The 21,502-nt window shown below is 69.1% G+C and carries 23 protein-coding genes; 14 read left to right on the top strand and 9 right to left on the bottom strand.

What is annotated here, in order from left to right; all coding sequences use genetic code 11:
* The first annotated feature begins 39 nt into the window (after nt 1–39).
* From lysA to tam, 3 genes are all read left to right on the top strand, one after another.
* Complete coding sequence (lysA, locus tag AUL33_RS04280; RefSeq protein WP_062204155.1) at nt 40–1,308, top strand: diaminopimelate decarboxylase; 1,269 nt, start codon at nt 40–42, stop codon at nt 1,306–1,308.
* Between the two features lie 204 nt (nt 1,309–1,512).
* Complete coding sequence (locus AUL33_RS04275) at nt 1,513–4,209, top strand: TIGR02302 family protein (protein WP_062204153.1); 2,697 nt, start codon at nt 1,513–1,515, stop codon at nt 4,207–4,209.
* A gap of 89 nt (nt 4,210–4,298) precedes the next feature.
* Nucleotides 4,299–5,090, top strand: a complete 792-nt coding sequence (gene tam / locus AUL33_RS04270) for a trans-aconitate 2-methyltransferase (RefSeq protein WP_062204150.1) — start codon at nt 4,299–4,301, stop codon at nt 5,088–5,090.
* A 4-nt stretch (nt 5,091–5,094) separates the two neighbouring features.
* Here tam and AUL33_RS04265 read toward each other — a convergent pair whose 3' ends face one another.
* The 3 genes from AUL33_RS04265 to AUL33_RS04255 form a co-directional block, all read right to left on the bottom strand.
* Nucleotides 5,095–5,502, bottom strand: a complete 408-nt coding sequence (locus AUL33_RS04265; protein ID WP_062204212.1) for a response regulator — start codon at nt 5,500–5,502, stop codon at nt 5,095–5,097.
* 141 nt (nt 5,503–5,643) lie between these two features.
* Nucleotides 5,644–6,177, bottom strand: a complete 534-nt coding sequence (hpt, locus tag AUL33_RS04260) for a hypoxanthine phosphoribosyltransferase (RefSeq protein WP_062204147.1) — start codon at nt 6,175–6,177, stop codon at nt 5,644–5,646.
* Nucleotides 6,174–6,563 carry a hypothetical protein gene (locus tag AUL33_RS04255; RefSeq protein ID WP_062204144.1) on the bottom strand — a complete coding sequence of 130 codons (390 nt, stop codon included), beginning with the start codon at nt 6,561–6,563 and terminating at the stop codon, nt 6,174–6,176. Before AUL33_RS04255 ends, hpt begins: the two co-directional genes overlap by 4 nt.
* 184 nt (nt 6,564–6,747) lie before the next feature.
* On the opposite strand from AUL33_RS04255, the gene ftsE reads away from it, so the two are divergent.
* From ftsE to AUL33_RS04235, 4 genes are all read left to right on the top strand, one after another.
* Complete coding sequence (gene ftsE / locus AUL33_RS04250) at nt 6,748–7,407, top strand: cell division ATP-binding protein FtsE (protein WP_062204141.1); 660 nt, start codon at nt 6,748–6,750, stop codon at nt 7,405–7,407.
* Complete coding sequence (locus tag AUL33_RS04245) at nt 7,400–8,368, top strand: ABC transporter permease (protein WP_244491964.1); 969 nt, start codon at nt 7,400–7,402, stop codon at nt 8,366–8,368. The genes ftsE and AUL33_RS04245 overlap by 8 nt, the downstream gene beginning before the upstream one ends.
* A gap of 28 nt (nt 8,369–8,396) precedes the next feature.
* On the top strand, nt 8,397–9,131 hold the full coding sequence (locus tag AUL33_RS04240; protein ID WP_244491962.1) for a YdcF family protein: 735 nt from the start codon (nt 8,397–8,399) through the stop codon (nt 9,129–9,131).
* A gap of 79 nt (nt 9,132–9,210) precedes the next feature.
* The gene (locus AUL33_RS04235) at nt 9,211–10,029 is read left to right on the top strand and encodes a 1-acyl-sn-glycerol-3-phosphate acyltransferase (RefSeq protein ID WP_244491960.1); all 819 of its coding nucleotides are present in this window, start codon (nt 9,211–9,213) and stop codon (nt 10,027–10,029) included.
* Here AUL33_RS04235 and AUL33_RS04230 read toward each other — a convergent pair whose 3' ends face one another.
* Complete coding sequence (locus tag AUL33_RS04230) at nt 10,030–10,542, bottom strand: gamma-glutamylcyclotransferase (protein WP_062204201.1); 513 nt, start codon at nt 10,540–10,542, stop codon at nt 10,030–10,032.
* Between the two features lie 72 nt (nt 10,543–10,614).
* Between AUL33_RS04230 and AUL33_RS04225 the strand changes: the two genes are divergently transcribed.
* Nucleotides 10,615–11,640, top strand: a complete 1,026-nt coding sequence (locus tag AUL33_RS04225; RefSeq protein ID WP_192843135.1) for a DUF2125 domain-containing protein — start codon at nt 10,615–10,617, stop codon at nt 11,638–11,640.
* A 44-nt stretch (nt 11,641–11,684) separates the two neighbouring features.
* On the opposite strand, the gene AUL33_RS04220 is transcribed toward AUL33_RS04225, so the two are convergent.
* Together AUL33_RS04220 and hisC are read right to left on the bottom strand one after the other, a co-directional pair.
* A complete protein-coding gene (locus tag AUL33_RS04220; protein ID WP_062204136.1) occupies nt 11,685–12,641 on the bottom strand; it encodes a prephenate/arogenate dehydrogenase family protein in 957 nt (318 codons plus the stop codon).
* Nucleotides 12,638–13,741 carry a histidinol-phosphate transaminase gene (hisC, locus tag AUL33_RS04215; RefSeq protein WP_062204134.1) on the bottom strand — a complete coding sequence of 368 codons (1,104 nt, stop codon included), beginning with the start codon at nt 13,739–13,741 and terminating at the stop codon, nt 12,638–12,640. The genes AUL33_RS04220 and hisC overlap by 4 nt, the downstream gene beginning before the upstream one ends.
* Before the next feature lie 118 nt (nt 13,742–13,859).
* Here hisC and AUL33_RS04210 point away from each other — a divergent pair, with 118 nt between their 5' ends.
* From AUL33_RS04210 to AUL33_RS04200, 3 genes are read left to right on the top strand one after another with little or no spacing between them, the layout of a single operon-like run.
* Complete coding sequence (locus tag AUL33_RS04210; RefSeq protein ID WP_062204130.1) at nt 13,860–15,044, top strand: homoserine O-acetyltransferase; 1,185 nt, start codon at nt 13,860–13,862, stop codon at nt 15,042–15,044.
* A gap of 17 nt (nt 15,045–15,061) precedes the next feature.
* Nucleotides 15,062–15,697: a methionine biosynthesis protein MetW gene (gene metW, locus AUL33_RS04205; protein ID WP_192843134.1), complete on the top strand. Its 636-nt coding sequence runs from the start codon at nt 15,062–15,064 to the stop codon at nt 15,695–15,697.
* 27 nt (nt 15,698–15,724) lie between these two features.
* Nucleotides 15,725–16,348 carry a nucleoside deaminase gene (locus tag AUL33_RS04200; protein ID WP_062204127.1) on the top strand — a complete coding sequence of 208 codons (624 nt, stop codon included), beginning with the start codon at nt 15,725–15,727 and terminating at the stop codon, nt 16,346–16,348.
* Nucleotides 16,349–16,383: 35 nt separating this feature from the next.
* On the opposite strand, the gene AUL33_RS04195 is transcribed toward AUL33_RS04200, so the two are convergent.
* The gene (locus AUL33_RS04195; RefSeq protein WP_062204124.1) at nt 16,384–17,367 is read right to left on the bottom strand and encodes an aldo/keto reductase; all 984 of its coding nucleotides are present in this window, start codon (nt 17,365–17,367) and stop codon (nt 16,384–16,386) included.
* A gap of 122 nt (nt 17,368–17,489) precedes the next feature.
* Nucleotides 17,490–18,248 (bottom strand): methyltransferase domain-containing protein, encoded by a 759-nt coding sequence (locus AUL33_RS04190; RefSeq protein ID WP_062204121.1) that lies wholly within the window; start codon nt 18,246–18,248, stop codon nt 17,490–17,492.
* A gap of 171 nt (nt 18,249–18,419) precedes the next feature.
* Between AUL33_RS04190 and gloB the strand changes: the two genes are divergently transcribed.
* Together gloB and AUL33_RS04180 are read left to right on the top strand one after the other, a co-directional pair.
* A complete protein-coding gene (gene gloB / locus AUL33_RS04185) occupies nt 18,420–19,190 on the top strand; it encodes a hydroxyacylglutathione hydrolase (RefSeq protein ID WP_062204119.1) in 771 nt (256 codons plus the stop codon).
* Nucleotides 19,187–19,630, top strand: a complete 444-nt coding sequence (locus AUL33_RS04180) for a cupin domain-containing protein (RefSeq protein WP_062204115.1) — start codon at nt 19,187–19,189, stop codon at nt 19,628–19,630. The genes gloB and AUL33_RS04180 overlap by 4 nt, the downstream gene beginning before the upstream one ends.
* Nucleotides 19,631–19,634: 4 nt before the next feature.
* On the opposite strand, the gene AUL33_RS04175 is transcribed toward AUL33_RS04180, so the two are convergent.
* Complete coding sequence (locus AUL33_RS04175; protein WP_062204112.1) at nt 19,635–20,507, bottom strand: DMT family transporter; 873 nt, start codon at nt 20,505–20,507, stop codon at nt 19,635–19,637.
* Between the two features lie 152 nt (nt 20,508–20,659).
* On the opposite strand from AUL33_RS04175, the gene AUL33_RS04170 reads away from it, so the two are divergent.
* Entirely contained in the window at nt 20,660–21,499 is an 840-nt protein-coding gene (locus tag AUL33_RS04170; protein WP_062204110.1) for a PhzF family phenazine biosynthesis protein, read from the top strand.
* Nucleotides 21,500–21,502: the final 3 nt, after the last annotated feature.

The raw sequence follows: 21,502 nt of genomic DNA, 5'->3' as shown, positions 1-21,502 counted from the left end.
CGGCCGCGCCGGCTTCTTCGTCTGCGGAAGCGCTTTTCCATGAACCATTTCGAGTATCGCGACGGCATCCTCCACGCCGAGGATGTCGACCTGCGAACGATCGCGGCTGCTGTCGGCACGCCCTTCTACTGCTATTCGACGGCGACGCTGGAGCGCCACTACCGCGTCTTTACGCAAGCCTTTGCCGATATCGATGCGCTCGTCTGCTACGCGATGAAGGCCAATTCCAATCAGGCGGTGCTGAAGACGCTCGCCGCTCTCGGCGCGGGCGCCGACGTCGTGTCGGGCGGCGAACTGGCGCGGGCGCTGGCGGCCGGCATCGCGCCGGAGAAGATCATGTTCTCGGGCGTCGGCAAGAGCGCGGGCGAGATCGACGCGGGTCTATCGGCCGGCATCTTCTGCTTCAACGTCGAGTCGGAGCCGGAGCTGCACCTTCTCTCGGCGCGCGCCGTCGCCATGGGCCGCACCGCGCATGTCTCGTTTCGCATCAACCCGGACGTCGACGCCAAGACGCATGCCAAGATCTCCACCGGCAAGAAGTCCGACAAGTTCGGCATCGCCTTCGAGCGGGCGGAGGCGATCTACGATCTCGCGGCCACCCTGCCGGGCATCGCGGTATCGGGTATCGACATGCATATCGGCTCGCAGATCACCGAACTGGAGCCCTTCGACCTCGCCTTCGCCAAGCTCGCCGAACTCGTCGGCCGCCTGCGCGCGCGCGGCCACGCCATCACGCATATCGACCTCGGCGGCGGGCTCGGCGTGCCCTACCGTGCCTCGAACGAGCCGCCTCCGGGGCCGCCGGCCTATGCCGAGACGGTGAAGCGGCACGTGCGCTCGCTCGGCGCCAAGGTGATCTTCGAGCCGGGCCGACTGATCGCGGCCAATGCCGGCATTCTCGTCACCTCCGTCCTCTACGTGAAGGAGGAGGCGGGCCGGCGCTTCGTGATCGCCGATGCGGCGATGAACGATCTCATCCGCCCGACGCTCTACGAGGCCTGGCACGAGATCCACCCGATCGCCGAGCCCGATGCGCATGCCGACTATGTCGTCGCCGACCTCGTCGGGCCGGTCTGCGAAAGCGGCGACTTCCTCGCCAAGGAGCGCTCGATGCCGGCGGTGGTGGCCGGCGATCTGCTCGCCGTCGCCTCGGCCGGCGCCTACGGCGCGGTGCAGGCGGGCACCTACAACACACGGGCGCTCGTGCCCGAAGTGATGGTGAAGGGCGATCGCTTCGCCGTGGTGCGCCCGCGCCTGGAGGTCGCCGACCTGATCGCGCTCGACCGGCTGCCGCCCTGGCTGGGATGATGCGGCTCGGCGACCCTGCGGCATGATGGGGCTGTCACGCCTTCGTCAACGCCTCGCCTTCGCCATGAAAGCTGTTACTCTCGCCCGATGAGAGGCAGGCCTGAGGGCTCGGCGCATCGCGCCGCCGGCCAGGGGCTCCCGACATCCGCCCGACCCTTCGCCCGATCCGCGGCCGGGGCCCGGCCTGAACGGAACATCGGCAGCATGGCCCCAGACAGCCCGCGTCTCGACGATCTTCCGGCAGGGCGGCCGGCGCCTGCCGGACCGCGTCGGGTGCGCGTCTTCGCTTATGCCGCGATCCTCGTCGAGCGCGTCTGGCCGACGCTGCTGGGGCTCGCGCTCGTCGGCGCGCTGTTTCTCATCCTCTCCTGGTTCGGCGCCTTCGCAGCCCTGCCGCCGCTGGCGCGGCTCGGGCTTCTGGCGCTTCTTGTCGTCGGCCTCTGTGCTGTGCTGTGGCGCGCCCGTCGGCTTCACCTGCCGCGCCCGGCCGAGGTGGTGGAGCGCATCGAGCGTGCCAGCCAGTTGCAGCACCAGCCCCTGCAGGCGCAGGCCGACCGGCCCGCCGGCGGCGACGCGTTCGCTCAGGCGCTCTGGCGCGAGCACCAGCGCCGCATGGCCGAGCGACTGCGCCATCTCACCGGCGGCGCGCCGCGCACCCGCACCTATGCGGTGGACCCATGGGGCCTGCGGGCGCTCGTCGCCGTCCTCCTGGTCACCGGCTTCGCCTTTTCCTTCGGCCCCCGTGGCGGGCGCGTCACCGACGCTTTGACGCAGGTTGCGGACGCCCTGCCGGTGGGCGTCCGCGTCGATGCCTGGGCGACCCCGCCCGGCTATACCGGCCGTGCGCCGATCTTTCTCACCGAGGCGCAGGGCGGACCGGTGCCCGGCGGGCGTTTGGATGTGCCGGAGGGCACGATCCTGTCGCTGCGCATCTCCGACCGGCGCGGCGCGGCGGTGCGCTACACGCCCGAGGGCGGTACCGCGACCGAGATCGCACCGGTGGCTTCGGAGGCCGTGGAGGGCGCACCGCCTGTTTCGACGACCACGGAGGCCGCAGCGCCCGAAGGCCCGTTGCCCGGCGAGTACGAGCTGCCGCTGACGGCGTCGGGTTCCGTCGCCGTCGATATCGGCCTGCGCAGCCCTGATGCCTGGACCTTCGCGGTGACGCCCGACGAGGCGCCGCGCATCGCCTTCGACGGTACGCCGAAGCTTGGCCGCAACGGCGCGCTAGATATCGCGTATCTCGCCAGCGACGACTATGGCGTGGCGGCAGGCGAGGCGAAGATCGCCGTGCGCGACGCACAGGCTCCGGGCGCACGGGCGCTCATCGCCCCGCCGCAGATCAACCTCGCGCTGCCGCGACGCACGAAGGGCGAGGCGAAGGGGCGCACGAGCGTCGATATCGCCGAGAGCCCCTATGCCGGCGCCAAGGTGGCGATGACGCTCGAGGTGCGCGACGATGCCGACCAGATCGGCACCTCCACGCCGCTCGAGCTGATATTGCCCGAGCGCCGCTTCGCCGATCCGCTGGCGCGGGCCGTGGTGGAGCAGCGCCGCATCCTGGCGCTCGACGCCAACGCCGCCGGCCGCGTCGTCGACATGCTCGACGCCGTGACGCTGCGCGGCGACGAGTTCATCGCCAACCCTTCCGATTATCTAGCGCTGCGGGCCGTGCGCGAGCGCATCGCGGGGACGCGCGACGACGAGACGCTGATCTCGGCCGTCGACTTCCTCTGGCAGATCGCCCTCGGGATCGAGGACGGCGACCTGTCGGTGTCGGAGAAGCGGCTGCGCGACGCGCAGGAGAACCTGTCGGAGGCTTTGAAGAACGGGGCCTCGGACGAGGAGATCGCCAAGCTCACGCAGGAACTGCGCGAGGCCATGCAGGAGTTCATGCAGGCGATGGCCGAGGCCATGCGCAACATGCCACCGCAGTCGCAGGCCGAGATGGGCGACATGCAGGAGATCCGGCCGCAGGATCTCGAGCGGATGCTCGACAAGATCGAGGATCTCGCGCGCTCGGGCTCGAAGGATGCGGCCCAGCAGCTCCTCTCCGAACTGAAGGACATGATGAGCAGCCTGCAGGCCATGCGCCCCGGCCAACAGCAGCAACAGCAGCAGGGCCAGCAGAGCCCGATGCAGCAGCAGATGAATCAGCTCGGCGAGATGCTCCAGCGCCAGCAGAGCCTGATGGACCAGACCTTCGAGATGGGCCGCCAGCAGATGCGCCGCCAGATGGAGGCCGAGCGCGAGATGGACGGCACCGAGGGCGGTGAGCCCCGGCCAGGCGAGGAGCCTGGCCAGCAAGGCCAGCAGCAGGGCCAGCCCGGGCAGCAGCCGCCGATGACGGCCGAACAGCTGCAGGCGCTGAAGGAACGGCTGCAGGCCGAGCAAAGCCAGCTGCAGAAGGATCTGCAGGCGCTTCAGGAAGCGATGCAGGGGCAGGGCATGAAGCCGAGCGAGGATCTCGGACAGGCCGGCCAGTCGATGGGCCGGGCCGAGGGCGCCATCGGCGAGGGCAACGACGGCGAGGCCGTTGGCCAGCAGGGCGAGGCGATGGATGCGCTGCGCCGCGGCGCGCGCGACGCCATGCAGCAGATGCAGGCGATGCAGGGCCAGGGCCAGCAGCCCGGACAGGGGCAGGGGCAGCAGGGGCAGCAGCCGGGGCAGGGCCAGCTCGGCGAGGGCTACGGTCCCGGTCAGCAGCGCTCCGGGCGCGATCCGCTCGGCCGCGAGCGCCAGACGCAGGGGCCCGATTTCGGTAGGGATGTCGGCGTGCCCGACGAGATCGACATCCAGCGCGCACGCCGGATCCTCGACCAGATCCGCGACAAGCTCGGCCACCAGCTTTCGCCCCAGCAGGAGCGCGACTATCTGGAGCGCCTGCTCAAGACGCCCTGATTCCGGCGCGGATTGCGAGCCGCGCGGGCCAGGCGTAAAAGCCGGCCATCCGCGCCGGACGGCGCGCAACCTGCCGGGGACGAGACACGATGGCCGACTGGAATCCCGCGCTCTACACCCGATTCGAGGAGGAGCGCACCCGACCGGCGCGCGATCTCCTGCGCCGCTGCGAGTTTCCGCTGGATCGCCCGTTCGAGATGTTGCGCATCGCCGATCTCGGCTGCGGCCCCGGCAATTCGACGGCGCTCCTCGCCGAGCGTTTCCCGGGCGCTGCGATCACCGGTTTCGACACGTCGGAGGCGATGCTGGAGGCGGCGCGCGCCCGCCTGCCGCAATGCCGGTTCGCGCTCGGTGACATCGCCGCTTTCGAGCCGGACGACCCGTTCGACCTCGTCTTCTCCAACGCCGCCTTGCAATGGGTGCTCGGCCACCGGACGCTGATCCCGGCGCTGATGCGGCAGGTCGCGCCGGGCGGCGTCTTCGCCGCGCAGATCCCCGACAATCTCGCCGATCCCTCGCAGGTGGCCATGCGCGAGATCGCGCTCGAACCGGACTTCGCCCCATTGCTGGCCGGCGATGTCGAGCGGCGCGAGGCGATTGGGACGCGGGAGGACTATTACGACTGGCTGTCGGCGGCGGGCAGGCGCGAGGTGGACGTCTGGACGACGATCTACAACCATCCGATGGCGGACGCGCAGGCGATCACCGACTGGTTTTCCTCGACGGGGCTGAAGCCCTTCATAGACCCGCTACCCGACGATCTCAGCGAACGCTTCAAGGCGCGCTACACGCAAGAGATGGACCGGCGTTATCCCGTTCGCGCGGATGGGCGGCGACTGCTTGCGTTTCCGCGCTTGTTCATGGTGGCGCGAAAGGGCTGACGGGTCAGCCGTAGCGCCGCATCAGGAGAACGTCGTCGTCGCATTGCGGTGCGCGCAGCGCCTCGGCGACCCGCGAGCGGATCTCGGCGACGGTGAAAGGCTTGTCGACGACGCCGATGATGATGGCGGCGAGGTCGTCGGCGGCCTCGCGCTGCTCGGCATAGCCGGTCATCAGCAGGATCGGCAGGTCGGGGAAGGCGGCGTGGCTGGCATGGGCCAACTCGATGCCGGTCATCGCGGGCATGCGGATGTCGGAGAGCACGAGGTCGAAGGCGCCGTTGCGCTCGGCAAGGATGTCGATCGCCATCTCGCCGTCCTCGGCCATGGTGACGTCATGTCCTTCCATCCGCAGAGCCCGCGTCACGAGCAGCCGGATCCCGGCATCGTCTTCGGCGATCAGAATTCTCGCCATGGCGTTCAACTCCCGGCACGCGTCGGGCATCATGCCCGAAGGAACCGGGTACATTCCGGTCCGTCGGCACGGATTATGCGGACCTATCCTTGTGCGAACCCTTACGAAACAGGCCTAACGGGGGATGAACGCGATTTTCCGTCAGACGACGCGGCCGACGAAGGGAAGCTCGCGGAAGGCGTGGGCCACATCCATGCCGTAGCCGACCACGAAATGGTCCGGGCAGTCGAAGCCGACATAATCCGCCTCGATCTCGGCGACGCGGCGCATGCGCTTGTCGAGGAGCACGGCGATCTCGGCGCCCGTGGCCCCGCGCGACAGCATGAGATCGCGCGCGAAGCGCAGCGTGCGGCCGGATTCGAGGATGTCGTCGACGATGAGCACCTTGCGGCCGGCAATGTCGCCCTCGACGTCACGCACGATGCGAACGTCGCCGCCGACGGTCCCCGACCCGTAGGAGGAGAGCGAGATGAACTCGACCTCCGGTGCCAGCCCGGCGCGGTGCATGGCGCGGATGAGATCGGCGGTGAAGACGAACGAGCCCTTCAGGACGCCCACCACGAGAATGTTCTCGGGCTTGCGGGCGGCGATCTCGTTCGCGAGGCGCTCGATCTCGCGGGCGATGTCGGCCTCGGTGAAGAGTGGTTCGATCGTCTTGCCGCGCACCCGGATCATCGGGCGACGCCGGAGACGGCGATGGCGGCGGGACGGGCGAGGGTCGTCGTGTCGGTCGTATGCATACCAGACGGAAACACCACGAGCGTCAGAACCGCAAGGGCCCCGCAGGCGGCGGCGGTCTGCAGGCCGAGGCTCGTCCACAGCCAGACATGTGCGGGGCGAAGCGACCGGGGCACCGGGCGCTGGTTGGAGTTGGCCGCATGCAGCGCGGCGCCCCAGCGCGGTTCGCCCGCGGCCGACGGGGCGGCCGGGTGAAGGACAGGGGTGCCATCGAGCCGGCGGGCGTGGATTCGCTCGGCCGTGCCGTCGATGACGAGGGCGAGATCGGCGCGCCAGTCGGCGCTGCGACGATGGGCGCTGGCGGCCTTGAAACCTTGGGTCATGCTTCCGCCTCCGGCGTATGATGAGGGTCCGAAGTCAGGAAGGGTTAAGGTCTTATGGTTAACCAAAGCTGACCCATCGGTTGCGCCTCGGTGGCTGAAGGCAACCCTCATGCGGGGCCGGATGGTGCAGGATGCACACGAGGCAGGGCGTCCGAACGCGGCGCTGCGGAAAGGAACGGCTGGATTGATCCGGTTCGAGAATGTGGGTCTTCGCTACGACATGGGGCCGGAGGTCCTGCGCGATCTCACCTTCGAGATCCGCTCCCGCTCGTTCCAGTTTTTGACCGGGCCTTCGGGCGCCGGCAAGACGAGCCTGCTGCGCATGCTCTTCCTGGCGCTGCGGCCGACCCGCGGTCTCATCACCGTGCTCGGGCAGGATGCCTCGACCCTGAAGCGGACCGACCTTCCCGCCATCCGCCGGCGCATCGGCGTGGTGTTCCAGGATTTTCGCCTGCTCGACCATCTCACCACCTATGAAAACGTCGCCCTGCCGCTGCGGGTTCGCGGCAAGGAGGAGGCGAGCTACCGGCAGGACGTGATCGACCTCATCAAGTGGGTCGGGCTGGGCGACCGCATGGACGCTTCGCCCGTGGTCCTTTCCGGCGGCGAGAAGCAGCGCGCCGCGATCGCCCGCGCGCTCATCGACCAGCCCGACATTCTCCTTGCCGACGAGCCCACCGGCAATGTCGATCCGCCGCTGGCGCGCCGCCTGCTGCGCCTGTTCATGGAACTGAACCGCACCGGCACCGCCGTGGTGATCGCCACGCATGATCTCTCGCTGATGGACCAGGTCGAGGCCCGCCGCCTGATCCTCGCCAACGGGCGGCTCGATATCTATGACTGACTTGCGAGCCCGTCTCTCGCGCCTGTCGCGATGGCGCCGGGCGCCGCGTCCGACCTCGATCGTGCCGCCGGGCAACGTCGCGGGGCGCGCCCTCCTCACCGTCATCGCGATCATGACCTTCCTCGCCAGCCTGACGGTCGGGGCGGTGACGCTAGTCTCCGACACGGCGGCGACCTGGCAGTCGCAGATCTCGCGCGAGATCACGGTGCAGGTCCGCCCCGACGACGGGCTCGACATGGCCGCGGCGCTCGGCTCGGTGCAGATGATCGCGCTGGCGACGCCGGGCATCATCTCGGCCGAGGTGCTGGACGATGCCGCCACCGGGCGTCTCCTCGAACCCTGGCTCGGCGAGGGGCTCGATCTCGACGAGCTTCCGGTGCCGCGTCTCGTGATCGTCGCCATCGACGAGGACGCGCCGCCCGACTTCACCGCGCTCGGCAACGCGGTGCGCGCCGCGGTGCCGCAGGCGAGCCTCGACGATCACCGCGCCTGGGTCTCGCGGCTCGTCTCGATGGCCCGCGCCACCGTCCTCATCGGTGTCGCCATCCTCACGCTGGTGATGGTTGCGACGACCCTCACCGTCGTCTTCGCGACACGCGGCGCGATGACCGGCAACCGCCACATCATCGAAGTGCTGCATTTCGTCGGCGCGCGCGGCTCCTTCATCGCCGCTGAATTCCAACGCCATTTCCTCAAGCTCGGGCTCGTCGGCGCGGTCGCCGGCGGCTCGGCGGCGCTCTTGGTCTTCATTCTTATCGGCGAGTGGACGCGGGCCAATCAGGCGACTCCGGAAGCCGACCAGATCAACGCGCTGTTCGGCTCCTTCGCCATCGGCTGGACCGGCTATGGCGGGGTCGTGGTGCTCGTCGGCGCGGTGGGGCTCTTGACCGCCGTCACCTCGCGCCTCACCGTGACCCGGCAACTGGCGGCGATCGACATGCTGTCGCCGGTGGAAGGATGAACGAAACCCTCATGCCGATCGTTCAGGGATGATGCGATACGAGAACGGTTTCGACCCGCAGGCCGAACGCTCCGGACCGAAGACGGCCCCCGTCGACGCTCGGCCGAAGGCCGGCCGCGCCCGGAGCAGCCGCCGCCGCCTGTTTCTCGTCGCGATCTTCCTGATGATGGCAGGCGGCGCCTATCTCGCGGGCGGTTTCGTGCGCTTCGCGCGCGACGTCGCGGCGCTCTCCGCACCGCCCGCCATCGGCTCGGCCGACGGGATCGTGGTGCTGACCGGCGGCGAGCAGCGGCTGCAGCGCGGCATCGAGCTTCTGCGCGAGGGGCGGGGGAAGCGACTTCTCGTCTCCGGCGTCAATCGCGGCACGAGCGCCAAGGCGCTGGCGCGCACCACCGGCACGGATGCCGACATCTTCGATTGCTGCGTCGATCTCGACTACGAGGCGATGAACACGATCGGCAATGCCGAGATGACGGCGCGATGGGCCGCCGAACACGGGTTCTCGCGCCTCGTCCTCGTCACCTCCGACTATCATATTCCGCGCTCGCTGCTCGAGATCGCCGACGTGCCGGGTGCGCCCGAGATCGTTCCCTATCCCGTTTCGCCCGATAAGCTCTGGCGGCGCGATGGCTGGCCGAGCCGGCTCGGCCTGCGGCTGCTGGCGACCGAATATGCCAAGGTTCTGGCGGTGAAGGCGCGACTGGCGCTGCATCTCGACTTGACCGGCATGAGCGAGCATCGCGTCGCCGGCCGGGCGCCCTGAAAGGAGCGATCCGGCGGCGTTCTTCAAATCCCGGCCATTTGCGCCTAAGAGAAGCCAAGCCGCCTCGCGCGGAGCAGACATGACCACGGGCCGGATGACGCTTTTTCGATCGATCGCCTTCCAGATCCTCTTCTATGCCAATTTCGCCGGGCAACTCGTTCTCTATCTGCCGTTCTTCTTCGTTCTGCCCGAACCCCAGCGCTGGCGGTTGGTGAAGTTCTGGTCGCGCTCCAGCCTCTGGCTGCTGGACAAGGTCGCGGGCACCCGCTCGCATCTGACGGGCCAGGAGCGCATTCCCGTGGGGCCCGCCATCGTCGCGGCGAAGCACCAGTCCTTCTGGGAGGTGATCTCGCTGCTGCCCTATCTCGACAAGCCGACCTTCATCCTCAAGAAGGAGCTGATGCGCATTCCCGTCTTCGGCTGGTATGCCCGCTCGCTCGGCATGATCCCGGTCGATCGACAGCGGCGCGGAGCCGTGCTGCCGGCGTTGCTGGAGGCGACGAAGGCCGCGGCCGCCAAGGGTCGCCAGATCGTGATCTTTCCCGAGGGCACGCGCTCGGCGCCTGGCACCGCGCCGAACTACCGGCCGGGCATCCACTTCCTCTATGCCGCGCTCGGTCTGCCCGTGGTGCCGGTGGCGCTCAATTCCGGCCTGTTCTGGCCGCGGCAGGCGGTGCGGCGCGAGCCCGGCACGATCCATGCCGAGTTTCTCGAGCCGATCGGGCCGGGCCTCGGCCGACAGGCCTTCCTCGACCTCTTGCGCGAGCGCATCGAGGTGCGCTCCTTCGATCTTTTGAGGCAAGCCTTCGTCGAAAGCCCGGACCTGCCGATGAGCCCGCTCGTCGCCGAGCGGCTGCGCGAGGAGAGCGATCCGATCAGTAGGCTCCGCCCGGCCTGATCAGAGCCGGGCGACGACGCTGGAGAGCCACTGGTCCTTGAGGCCGAGGGCCTCGATCTCGGTGAGCGCGGAGCGCACGTAGTCGACATTGGGGCCGGACTGGCCGTGCGAGCGCGCCACCATCATTGCGGCCTCCTCGACGCCGATGCGCCCCGCATATTGCGGATGGCCGCGATCCACCACGTAGGCGAGCGCCCGCACGAGGCGGCCGTCGCCGAGCCGAACGGGAAGCGTCGTCTCGCGATAGACGTTGGTGACGAGCTCGCGCTCGCGCAGATAGGCCACGGTCTGATCACGCCTGCCTTCCGTCACCCGGAAGGCCATGCCGACGCAGGAGCCGCCGCGATCGAGGCCGAAGACGAGGCCGGGCCGCTCGGGCGTGCCGCGATGGACGTGCGAGCGCACGCACAGCGCGCGGTGGAACCCGGCGAGCCGAGCCTTCGCCCGCTCCTCGAAGTCGAAGCCCGGCCGCCAGATCAGCGAACCGTAACCGAACACCCACAAATCGCCCATGATGCTTGCCATTCCCGTGCGCGGCGCGCCATGAGGTTCGCGCTGGATCGGCTCTGCAGGAAGGACGGGATGATGGCAAGCTCAAGGAGCGGGACGCCGCGGCGCAAAAGCGCAGCCTCGCGTGTCTTCGCGGCGGTCTTCGGCCTCGTCGTCGTGCTGGCGGTGGTGCTGACGGCCGGCTGGTTCTATCTCGCGCACGAACTCGACCGCCGCGTCGCGTCCCTCCTCGACGCGGCGGCCGGCGGCGGCACCACGATCGAGTGCGGCAATCGCGAGGTCTTCGGCTATCCGTTCCGGCTCGGGGTCTCGTGCGACGCGCTCGCCGTCGAGGCGCCGGCCAACGGCATCAAGGTCACCGGCGGCGCGCTGCACACGGCATCGCAGATCTACCAGCCCTCGCGCATCGTCGCCGAACTGGCCTCTCCGGTCGCGGTGGATGCGCCCGACCTCCCGCCGATCGAGCTGCGCTGGACCCTGGCGCAGGCCTCCACCAGCCTCTGGACCCAAGGGCTGGAGCGCGTCTCGGTGGCGATCGACCAGCCGCAGGTGATCCTGCGCGGCGGCGACGGCGCGCCCTTCGCCCGTTCCGACCGGCTCGAGTTCCACGCCCGGCAGAACGGCGCCGGGCTTGACCTCGTACTGACCGACGCGGGCGTCACGGCGACGCTCCCCGGCATTCCCCCGCTGCCGCCCTTCGACGTCGCGGTGGACATGACCGTGGACGGTGCGGCCGACTGGCTGCGTTCGGGGCTTCCGGGCGGTCAGTTCGGTCCGGCGCTGCGCGGCGAGGCCGGCACGGTGAGGGCGCTGCGGCTGTCGCTACCGGGCGGCGGGCTCGCGGAGCTCTCAGGCCCGTTCCGGGTGGCGGAGGGCGGTGAGATCTCCGGCGACTTCCGCCTGTCGGTCGAAAACCCACAGGCCATCGCCGGCCTGATCGGCGTCCTCGTGCCGGGCACCGGGGGCCTTGCCCAGACGGTGGCGGGGGCGATCGGCTTCACCGGGCGCCAGGAGAACGGGCGCACCGTGATCGATTTTCAGGTGCGAGACGGCGAGGCCCGTCTTGGCTTCATCCCGCTCGGGCGCCTGCCGCGCATCTGATCGGAGGGAAAGACCGGCGGACCGCTGGCTCGCCGGCAGGGGGACTATTCCGCCGCCGGCGGCGTCTCGTTCCAGGTGTCCTTGCGGTGCGGCAGGCGGCCGAAATTGGCCTCTTCCGTATCCTGTCCCGCCTGCACGATGGAGCGGCGGATGGTGCGGGTGCGCGAGAAGAGGTCGAACAGCGCATCGCCGTCGCCCCAGCGGATCGCCCGCTGCAGCGAGGCGAGATCCTCCGAGAAGCGCGCCAGCATCTCCAGAACCGCGTCGCGGTTGTTCAAGAAGATGTCGCGCCACATCGTGGGGTCGGAGGCCGCGATGCGGGTGAAGTCGCGAAAGCCCGAAGCCGAGAACTTGATCACCTCGGACTGCGTCACCGTCTCCAGATCGGCGGCGGTGCCGACGATGTTGTAGGCGATGAGATGCGGCACGTGGCTGACGATGGCGAGCACGAGGTCGTGGTGCTCGGGCGACATGATCTCCACCATCGCGCCGGTGTCCTCCCAGAAGGCGCGCAGCTTCGCGGTCGCCGCCTCGTCGGTCTCGGGCAGGGGGGTGAGGATCGTCCAGCGGTTCTCGAAGAGTTCGAGGAAGCCGGCGTCGGGGCCGGACTGTTCGGTGCCGGCGATCGGGTGGCCCGGCACGAAATGGACGTGCGCCGGCAGATGTGGCCGCACTTGTTCCACCACCGAGGCCTTCACCGACCCGACATCGGAGACGATGGCGCCGGGCTTGAGGCTCGCCGCCATGGCCGAGGCCGCCGCGCCGCAGGAGCCGACGGGCAGGCAGAGGATCACCAGATCGGCGCCATCGACGGCATCGGCGGTGTCGAGATGGTAGGACGTGCCGAGCCGCAGCTCTTCCGCGCGCTTCAGCGTCTCGGGACGCCGTGTGGCGATCGCGACCTCGCGCGCCAGCCCGCGGTCGCGGATGTTGATCGCGATCGAGGAGCCGATGAGGCCGATGCCGATCAGCGCGACCTTGCCGAAATGCGGATCGCTCATCGCGCCAGAAACTCCCGGAGCGCCGATAGCACGCCCTCGTTGGCCTCGGCCGAGCCGACGGTCATGCGCAGCGCGTTGGGGAAGCCGTAGGCGGTGACGCGGCGCAGGATGAAGCCGCGCTGCGTGAGGTAAGCGTCCGCATCGGCGGCGGTGCGCCCCGTCTCGTCGGGGAAGTGGACGAGCAGGAAGTTGCCGACGGAGGGCGTGACGCGCAGGCCGAGCGAGCCGAGTTCGCGCGTCAGCCGCTCGACCCAGGTCAGGTTGTGCTCGACGGAGCGTGCGACATGGGCCCGGTCGCGAATGGCGGCCGCACCGGCGACGATCGCCATGGCGTTGATGTTGAACGGCCCGCGGAACCGGTCGAGCGCGTCGATCACCGCTTCCGGACCGTACATCCAGCCGACCCGCAGCGATGCCAGGCCGTGCACCTTCGAGAAGGTGCGGGTCATCACCACGTTCTCGACCTCCGAGGCCAGTTCCAGCCCCGCCGAATAGTCGTTGCGCCGCACATATTCGGCATAGGCGGCATCGAGGACGAGGAGGACGTGCGGCGGAAGGCCCTGCTGCAGGCGACGCACCTCGTCGAAGGGCAGATAGGTGCCGGTCGGGTTGTTCGGGTTGGCGATGAACACGACCTTGGTTCGCCCTGTAACGGCTGCCAGCACGGCATCGACGTCGGTGCGCTCGTCCCGCTCGGGCGCCACGACGGGCGTCGCCCCGGCGGCGCGGATGTAGTTGGCGTAGACGAGGAAGCCGTGCTCGGAGTGAATGGCCTCGTCGCCCGGTGCCAGGAAGGCCTGCGCGATCAGGCCGAGCAGCTCGTCCGAGCCGTTGCCGCAGAGGATGTTGCGCGTGTTGAGGCCGTGGACCTCGGCGATCGCCGCCTTGAGGGCCGTCGCCTGCCCGTCGGGGTAGATCTCCAGCCGGTCGGCGACCGCCGCGATGGCCTCGCGGGCGCGCGGCGAGGCGCCGAAAGGCGTCTCGTTGGCCGAAAGCTTGTGGAGCTTCACCCCTTCGGGCGCCGAGTCCTTGCCGGGAACGTAGGCGTGGATGTCGAGGATGCCGGGCTTGGGAACGGGACGCGCGCGTGTTTCAGACATGACGACCAAATCCTGAACATCTCTGGGATGGATGCCGCATAGCGCCCGCACGCGCCGATGTCGAGCGCGGGCCCCGCGCGCGTTGATCTTCGTGGCGGCAGGCGATAGCAGAAGAGCCATGTCCATCATCGCCGATCCCGTCACCGAAGAGACCCTCGGCGCCCGCGAGGCGCGCCAGCCCTCGTCGAAGGTCGCCTATTTCGGCGCGGACGAGCCGCTGCGGCTCGACGCGGGCCGCACGCTCTCGCCCTTCCACATCGCCTACGAGACCTATGGCGAACTGAACGCCGCGAAATCCAACGCGATCTACGTCTGCCACGCGCTGACCGGCGACCAGTATGCCGCCAGCCGCAACCCGGTGACGGGCAAGGCCGGCTGGTGGTCGACGCTGATCGGGCCGGGCAAGCCGATCGACACGAACCGCTTCTTCGTCGTCTGCTCGAATGTCATCGGCTCCTGCATGGGCTCGACGGGGCCGGCCTCGATCGACCTGGAGACCGGGCTGCCCTACGCGCTCGACCTGCCGGTGCTGACGATCCCCGACATGGTGCGGGCGCAGGCGATGCTGATCGACCGCCTCGGCATCGACACGCTCTTCGCCGTGATCGGCGGCTCGATGGGCGGCATGCAGTGCCTGCAATGGACGGTGGCCTATCCCGAGCGCGTCTTCGCGGCGCTGCCGATCGCCACCGGCGCGCGCCACTCCTCGCAGAACATCGCCTTCCACGAGGTCGGGCGACAGGCCGTCATGGCCGATCCCGACTGGCGCGGCGGCCATTACATCCAGGCGGGCACCCGGCCCCACAAGGGGCTGGCGGTGGCTCGCATGGCCGCGCACGTGACCTATCTCTCTGAGGCCGCGCTCCAGCGCAAGTTCGGGCGCAACCTGCAGGATCGCGACAAGCTGGGCTTCGGCTTCGACGCCGATTTCCAGATCGAAAGCTACCTGCGCCACCAGGGCATGAGCTTCGTCGACCGGTTCGACGCCAACGCCTATCTCTACCTGACGCGGGCGATGGACTATTTCGACATCGCCGGGGAGCATGGCGGGCGGCTGGCCGAAGCATTCCGCCAGACGAAGACGCGGTTCTGCCTCGTCTCCTTCTCGTCCGACTGGCTGTTTCCGACCGAGGAGAGCCGCGCCGTGGTGCATGCGTTGAACGCCAATGCCGCGTCGGTCTCGTTCGTGGAGATCGCCACCGACAAGGGCCACGACGCGTTCCTGCTCGACGAACCGGAGTTCATCGGCGCGGTCGCGGGATTCGTCTCTTCGGCGGCCAAGGCGCGGGGGCTGAGGCTTTGAGCGTCGTCGAGGCCCCGGTGCCCACCAGTCTCATCGCATCGGGCGATGCGGGACGGCGCGTCGATCTCGAACTCATCGCCGATCTCGTGGCGCGCGAAAGCCGGGTGCTGGATGTCGGTTGCGGCGACGGCTCGCTGATGGAACTGCTGCAGTCGCGACGCGGCGTCGATGCGCGCGGCATGGAACTGTCGCAGCCCGGCGTCAACGAGTGCGTGCGGCGCGGCCTGTCGGTGGTGCAGGGGGATGCCGATCTCGACCTCGTCCACTATCCCGACGGCGCCTTCGACTATGCGGTGCTGTCGCAGACCATCCAGGCGACCGGCAATCCGAAGCTGGTGCTCTCCGAGCTCCTGCGCATCGGCCGCCACGCCATCGTCTCGTTCCCGAATTTCGGCCATTGGTCGGTGCGCTCGTCGCTGATGCTCAAGGGCCGGATGCCGGTGACGAAGAACCTCGCCTATGCCTGGTACGACACGCCGAACATCCATTTTTGCACGATCCGCGACTTCGTCGACCTGACGCACGAGGTCGGCGCCGTGGTGGAGGCGTCGGTGGCGCTCAATGCGTCCGGCCAGAAGCTCAACATGAACATGCCCTGGTGGTTCTGGAACCTCTTTGGCCAGCAGGCGGTGTTCGTGCTGCGCCGGCCTTGATCCATCACCGACAAAAGGAGTTCGCTCGTGGATGACGCCCGTTTCGCCGGCCGCCTGCTCGAGGTCATCGAGAGCGAGATCGTGCCGAAGACTGCGGCAGGCGTGGCGCGCGGCAACAAGATCTTCGGCGCCGCGATCCTGCGCAAATCCGACCTGTCGGTGGTGATCGCCGAAACCAACAACGAGACCGCGAACCCGCTCTGGCACGGCGAGATCCACGCCATCAAACGCTTCTACGAGCTGCCCGAGGCGGAGCGGCCCACGCCGAAGGACTGCCTTTTCCTGGCGACGCACGAGCCCTGTTCGCTCTGTCTGTCCGGCATCACCTGGGCCGGCTTCGACAATTTCCACTACCTGTTCAGCCACGAGGACAGCCGCGACGCCTTCGCGATCCCCTACGACATCCAGATCCTGAAAGCGGTCTATGCGGTGCCCGATCGCGCAAGCGGCGAGGTCGCGGCCGATCGCCCGCTCTACAATCGCACCAACGCCTACTGGACGAGCCGCGACCTGAAGCAGACGATCGCGGGCGTCACCGAACCCGAGCGCGCCGCGCTCTTCGCGCGCGTCGAAGCGATCGTCCGGCGCTACGGCGAACTTTCGGACGCTTACCAGCAGGACAAGGGCGGCCGAAGCATTCCGCTGGCGTGACGGGCGGCGGCCCGATGACCGCCGCCTCTGACGTTCTAGAGGTTGAGCGCCTTCATGCCGGCTTCCGGATAGCGCGTGCCGGCGACGGCATCGGTGCCGAACGCCTCGTCCAGCTCGCCGAGATCGTCGGCCGACAGCTCGACATCGACGCCGTCGGCATTCTCCTCGAGATAGCGCACGCGCTTGGTGCCGGGGATCGGCACGACGTCGGAGCCCTGCGCCAGCACCCAGGCCAGCGCCAGCTGCGAGGCCGTGGCGCCCTTGCGCTTGGCCAGCGCCTCGACGATCTCGACGAGCTTCAGGTTCTTGGCGAAGTTCTCGCCCGAGAAGCGCGGCGACCCCTTGCGGAAATCACCGTCGGGCAGGTCGTCCGGCGTCTTGAACCGGCCGGTGAGGAAGCCGCGGCCGAGAGGCGAATAGGGCACGAAGCCGATACCCAGCTCGCGCAGCGTCGGCAGGATCTCCTCTTCCGGGTCGCGGCTCCAGAGCGAGTATTCGGTCTGCAGGGCGGCGATCGGATGGGTGGCGTGCGCCTTGCGGATGGTAGCGGGCGCAGCCTCCGAAAGGCCGAGATAGCGGACCTTGCCGGCCTCGACGAGGCGGCTCATGGCGCCCACCGTGTCCTCGATCGGCACGTTGGGATCGACGCGGTGCTGGTAGTAGAGGTCGATGATCTCGACGCCGAGCCGCTTCAGGCTGTCCTCGCAGGCCTTCTTCACATAGTCCGGCCGGCCGTTGATGCCGAGGCGCTCGCCGTTGGGGCCGCGCACGTTGCCGAACTTGGTGGCGATGACGACGCCGTCGCGCTTGGCCTTCAGCGCCTTGCCGACGAGCTCCTCGTTGCGGCCGACGCCGTACATGTCGGCGGTATCGAAGAAGGTGACGCCGAGGTCGATGGCGCGGTGGATGACGTTCATGGATTCGGCGTCGTCGCCGTCGCCGTAGAATTCCGACATGCCCATGCAGCCGAGGCCGATGGCCGAGACGGTGAGGTCGGGTCCGAGCTTGCGCTGTTGCATCGGATGTCCTTTTCGCGAGGGGCCGCGGCGAGGGCGCCGGGAGCGCGCCTTGTGAGGCTCCGCAGCCGGGGTTGCCGCCTCCTCATATAAGCAGGACGCCGTGCGCGTCCATAAGCGGAGGCTTAGTCCGTTTCGAGATTCAGCGCCGGTGCACCCGCGCCTTGCGGCACGAGGACGGGGCGGCGGACGCGGCGGCGCGCATCGGCGCGCGTCGCGACGGGAATGCCGCGATAGACGAGCTTCGTCGCCTCCACGATGATGACGCCGGAGAAGATCGGCCAGTTGCGCCGGCCTACCCGCTCGAAGGCGCCGGCGAGCTTGAGGAAGGCGGGGCGGCGGAACGGCGGAAAATGCAGCGCGTCCGAAAAGCCGGACGGTGTGAACATCGTCTCGCGCAGGAGGCGCGTCGCCTGTCCGCGCGACCAGGGACGGCCCGATCCGAACGGTGTGTGCTCGAAGCGCGACCACAGCCCGCGCCGGTTCGGCAGCACCAGCACGAGCCGCCCGCCGGGCGCCAGCACCCGCCAGGCCTCGTTCAGCATCTCCGTCGGGTTGTCGGCGAATTCCAGTGCGTGGACCATGAGGATCCGATCGACCGAGGCATCGCCGAGCGGCAGGTCCTGGGGATGGACGAGGGCGGCGAGCGAGGGGCGCCCGAACGGCCAGTTCACCGCGCCCTGCGCCGCCGGCATGAAGGCCAGCGTGTTGTCGGCATCTCCGGTCAGCCGGTCGAGATAGGGCGTGACGTAGCCAAGACCCACGAGGCGCTCGCGGTCGATCGGCTTCCACACCGGCGCCAGCGAATAGGCAAGCGAGCGCACGGCCGCTTCGCCGAGGCGCGAGGCATAGAAATCGCGGAGATCGACGATGTCGGCGTTCACGTGGGGGTTCGTTCCCGTGCTCGAAGGATTCGGCGGTCTCGATCCCGGCGGAGCCTAGTCGCTTCGCCCGGGCGGCGGAACCCTTACCCGCGTCGCCCGGCCTCACACGGGCAAGATGGGCGCGCGCAGCCGGGCGCCCTATGTCCGATCCGTCAAGCGAAGGACCCGCCCATGCCCGCGATCGAGATCCGCCAGTTCACCTGCCGCACCGACAATCTCGGCGTTCTCATCCACGATCCCGAATCGGGTCGCACGATCTCGATCGACGCGCCGGAAGAGGGGCCGATCCTCGAGGCGCTGACGGCAGCCGAATGGCAGCTGTCCCATATACTGACCACCCACCACCACAACGACCACGTCGCCGCCAATCTGGTGCTGCAGGCGCGGTTCGACGTCGAGATCATCGGTCCGGCCGGCGAGAAGGAGAAGATCCCCGGCATCGACCGCGTGGTGGCCGGCGGCGACGCCTTCCGCATCGGCGGCATCGCGGTGGAGGTGATCGACACGCCCGGCCACACGGCGGGCGAGGTGTCCTATTTTCTGCCCGGCGCCAAGGCGCTGTTTGCTGCCGACGCGTTGTTCTCGCTCGGCTGCGGACGTCTGTTCGAGGGCGATGCCGCCACGATGTGGACGAGCCTCCAGCGGTTGCGGGCGCTGCCCGACGACACGATGCTCTATTGCGGCCACGAGTACACCGCGACGAACGCCCGCTTCGCGCTCGACGTCGATCCCGGCAATCTCCTCCTGCAGGAGCGGGTGAAGGAGGTGGAGCGGCTGCGCGTCGAGCACCGGTCGACGCTGCCGGTGGAACTCGGTCGCGAGAAGCGCACCAACCCGTTCCTGAGGGCCGACGACCCCGACCTCGCCAGCGCCTTCGGCATGGCGAGCGCCGATCCGGTTGCGGTCTTCGCGGCGCTGCGCGAGAAGAGGAACGGCTATTGAACGCCCGCGAGATCATCGCCCGCCTGAAGCTGTCGCCCCATCCCGAGGGCGGCTGGTATCGACAGACCTTCGAGGACGAGGCGCGAGACGAGGCGGGCCGGTCGCGCTCCACCGCGATCTACTACCTGCTCGATCTCGGCGAGACCTCCGAATGGCACCGCGTCACCGACGCCGCCGAGACCTGGCACTGGTATGCCGGCGCCCCCCTCGTGCTCACCGTCTCGCCGAACGGCCACGACGCGAGCGCGCACCGCATCGGGCCGAACGTCCTCTCGGGCGAGGAGCCGCAGTTCACGGTGCCCGCGAACTGGTGGCAGACCGCGACCAGCATGGGCGAATGGACGCTCGTCGGCTGCACGGTGGCGCCGGGCTTCCGGTTCGAGAGCTTCGAGATGGCGGCCAGTGACTGGCGCCCGCTGCCGCGCGGCGCGAAGGGCTGACGTCTCAGGCGCGCCGGGTCGCGAGCTTGCGGAACAGCGGCAGCGCCGCGAGGACGGCGCCGGCGGTGATGAGCAGCGCCGCCGCCACGATCGGCCCCGAGAGCGCCGCCTCGCCAGCCACGATGAGAATCAACGTCGACAGCAGCGGCGCGGCGTAGCTGGCCGCGCCCAGAAGCTGGATGTCGCCGCGCTTCATGCCGATGTCCCAGACATAGAAGGCCGCGCCGACCGGCAGCAGGCCGAGCGCCACCACCGCCAGCCATTGCGAGCCGTCGGCGGGCCAGACGGTGGTCTCGAAGGCGAGATGCGCTAGGAGCGAGAGGAGGGCGGTCGCGGCGCAGAAGCCGGTGACGATGTCGCTCGGCACCGCGCTCGCGCGGCGCGACAGCAGCGAATAGCTCGACCAGAAGACGGCGCAGAGCGCGGCGAGGCCGTATCCGGTGACATGCTGGGGCGAGAACGCCATCGCGCCCCGCGAGGCGATGATGAGGCCCGCGCCGGAGAGGCCGAGCAGCGCGCCGACCAGATGATACCAGCGCAGGCGCTCGCCCGGCAGCATCGCCGAGCCCAGCACGATGAGCAGCGGCCAGAGATAGGCGATGAGGCTGGCCTCGGCCGCCGGGGCGTTGCGCAGCGCCGCGAAGTAGAGCGCGTGATAGCCGAACAGGCCGACGATGCCGAGGGCCCAGACGGACGCCGGCTGGCGGAACACGCGCCAGCTGACGCCGCGCACGCCGAGTGCCACGACGCCGACGAGCGTGCCGAGCGCGAAGGTCATCGCGTTCATCTGGAACGGCGGGATGACGCCCGAGCGCGCGGTGAGAAGCGCCAGCAGCGACCACATGAGAACCGCCGAGAATCCCAATGCCGTCGCCATGTCGTCCCGCTCGCCCAAGTTCGGAGATCCGCGCCTAGCCGAGGCCGCCGGCCGGGTCAAATCGCGGGAGCTGACTTTGCCGACCGCACACCGACGTCGGCATGTCATGTTGGCACCGTTAGTTTCCGGCTCTCAGCGAGGAAGTGATTCGCATGAAACGACGGTTCATTCAGTGCGACGTGTTCACGTCCGTGGCGACGCGCGGCAACGGCCTCGCCGTGGTTCTCGACGGGGAGGGCCTGTCGGACGAGGCGATGCAGCGCTTCGCGGCCTGGACCAACCTTGCCGAGACGACCTTCCTTCTGCCGCCGACCGACGCAAGCGCTGCCGACTACCGTGTGCGCATCTTCACCACGACCCGCGAACTGCCCTTTGCCGGCCACCCGACGCTCGGAAGCTGCGCCGCCTGGCTGCATGCCGGCGGCACCCCCGCCGAGGCCGGCTTCGTGCGGCAGGAATGCGCGGTGGGGATCATCGAGATTCACGGCGACGGCCCGGTTCCGGCGTTCGTCGCGCCCAAGACCCACATCGAGCCGCTCGGCGAGGAGCGTGTGCGCGAACTCACCGTCGTGATGCGGCTCGATCCCGCCGACGTCGTGGGTTCGGCCTATCTCGTCAACGGCCCGGAATGGGAGGTGCTGGAACTGCGCAGCGCGAGCGCCGTCTTGCGGGCCGACGCCGCCGGCGCGCATTTCCCGACCGAGCGCTGCATCGGCCTGATTGGGCCGCACGAGGCCGGCGCCGAAGCGGATTTCGAGGTGCGGATGATCGACATCTGGCATGGCGTGAAGGAGGACCCGATCACCGGTTCCCTCAACGCCGCGATCGCCTGCTGGCGGCAGGCGACCGGTCGCCTCGACGCGCCCTACAGCGTGTCGCAGGGCACCGCGCTCGGGCGCCTCGGCCGCGTCCACATCCGGCCCGCCGACGACGGCCGGGTCCTCGTCGGCGGCGAAACGCGGATCCTCATCGAGGGTGCCTTGGACCTTTGAGCT

The organism is Aureimonas sp. AU12 (assembly GCF_001463705.1).
Lineage (GTDB): Bacteria > Pseudomonadota > Alphaproteobacteria > Rhizobiales > Rhizobiaceae > Aureimonas.
This window is presented reverse-complemented; position numbering and strand designations above follow the sequence as displayed.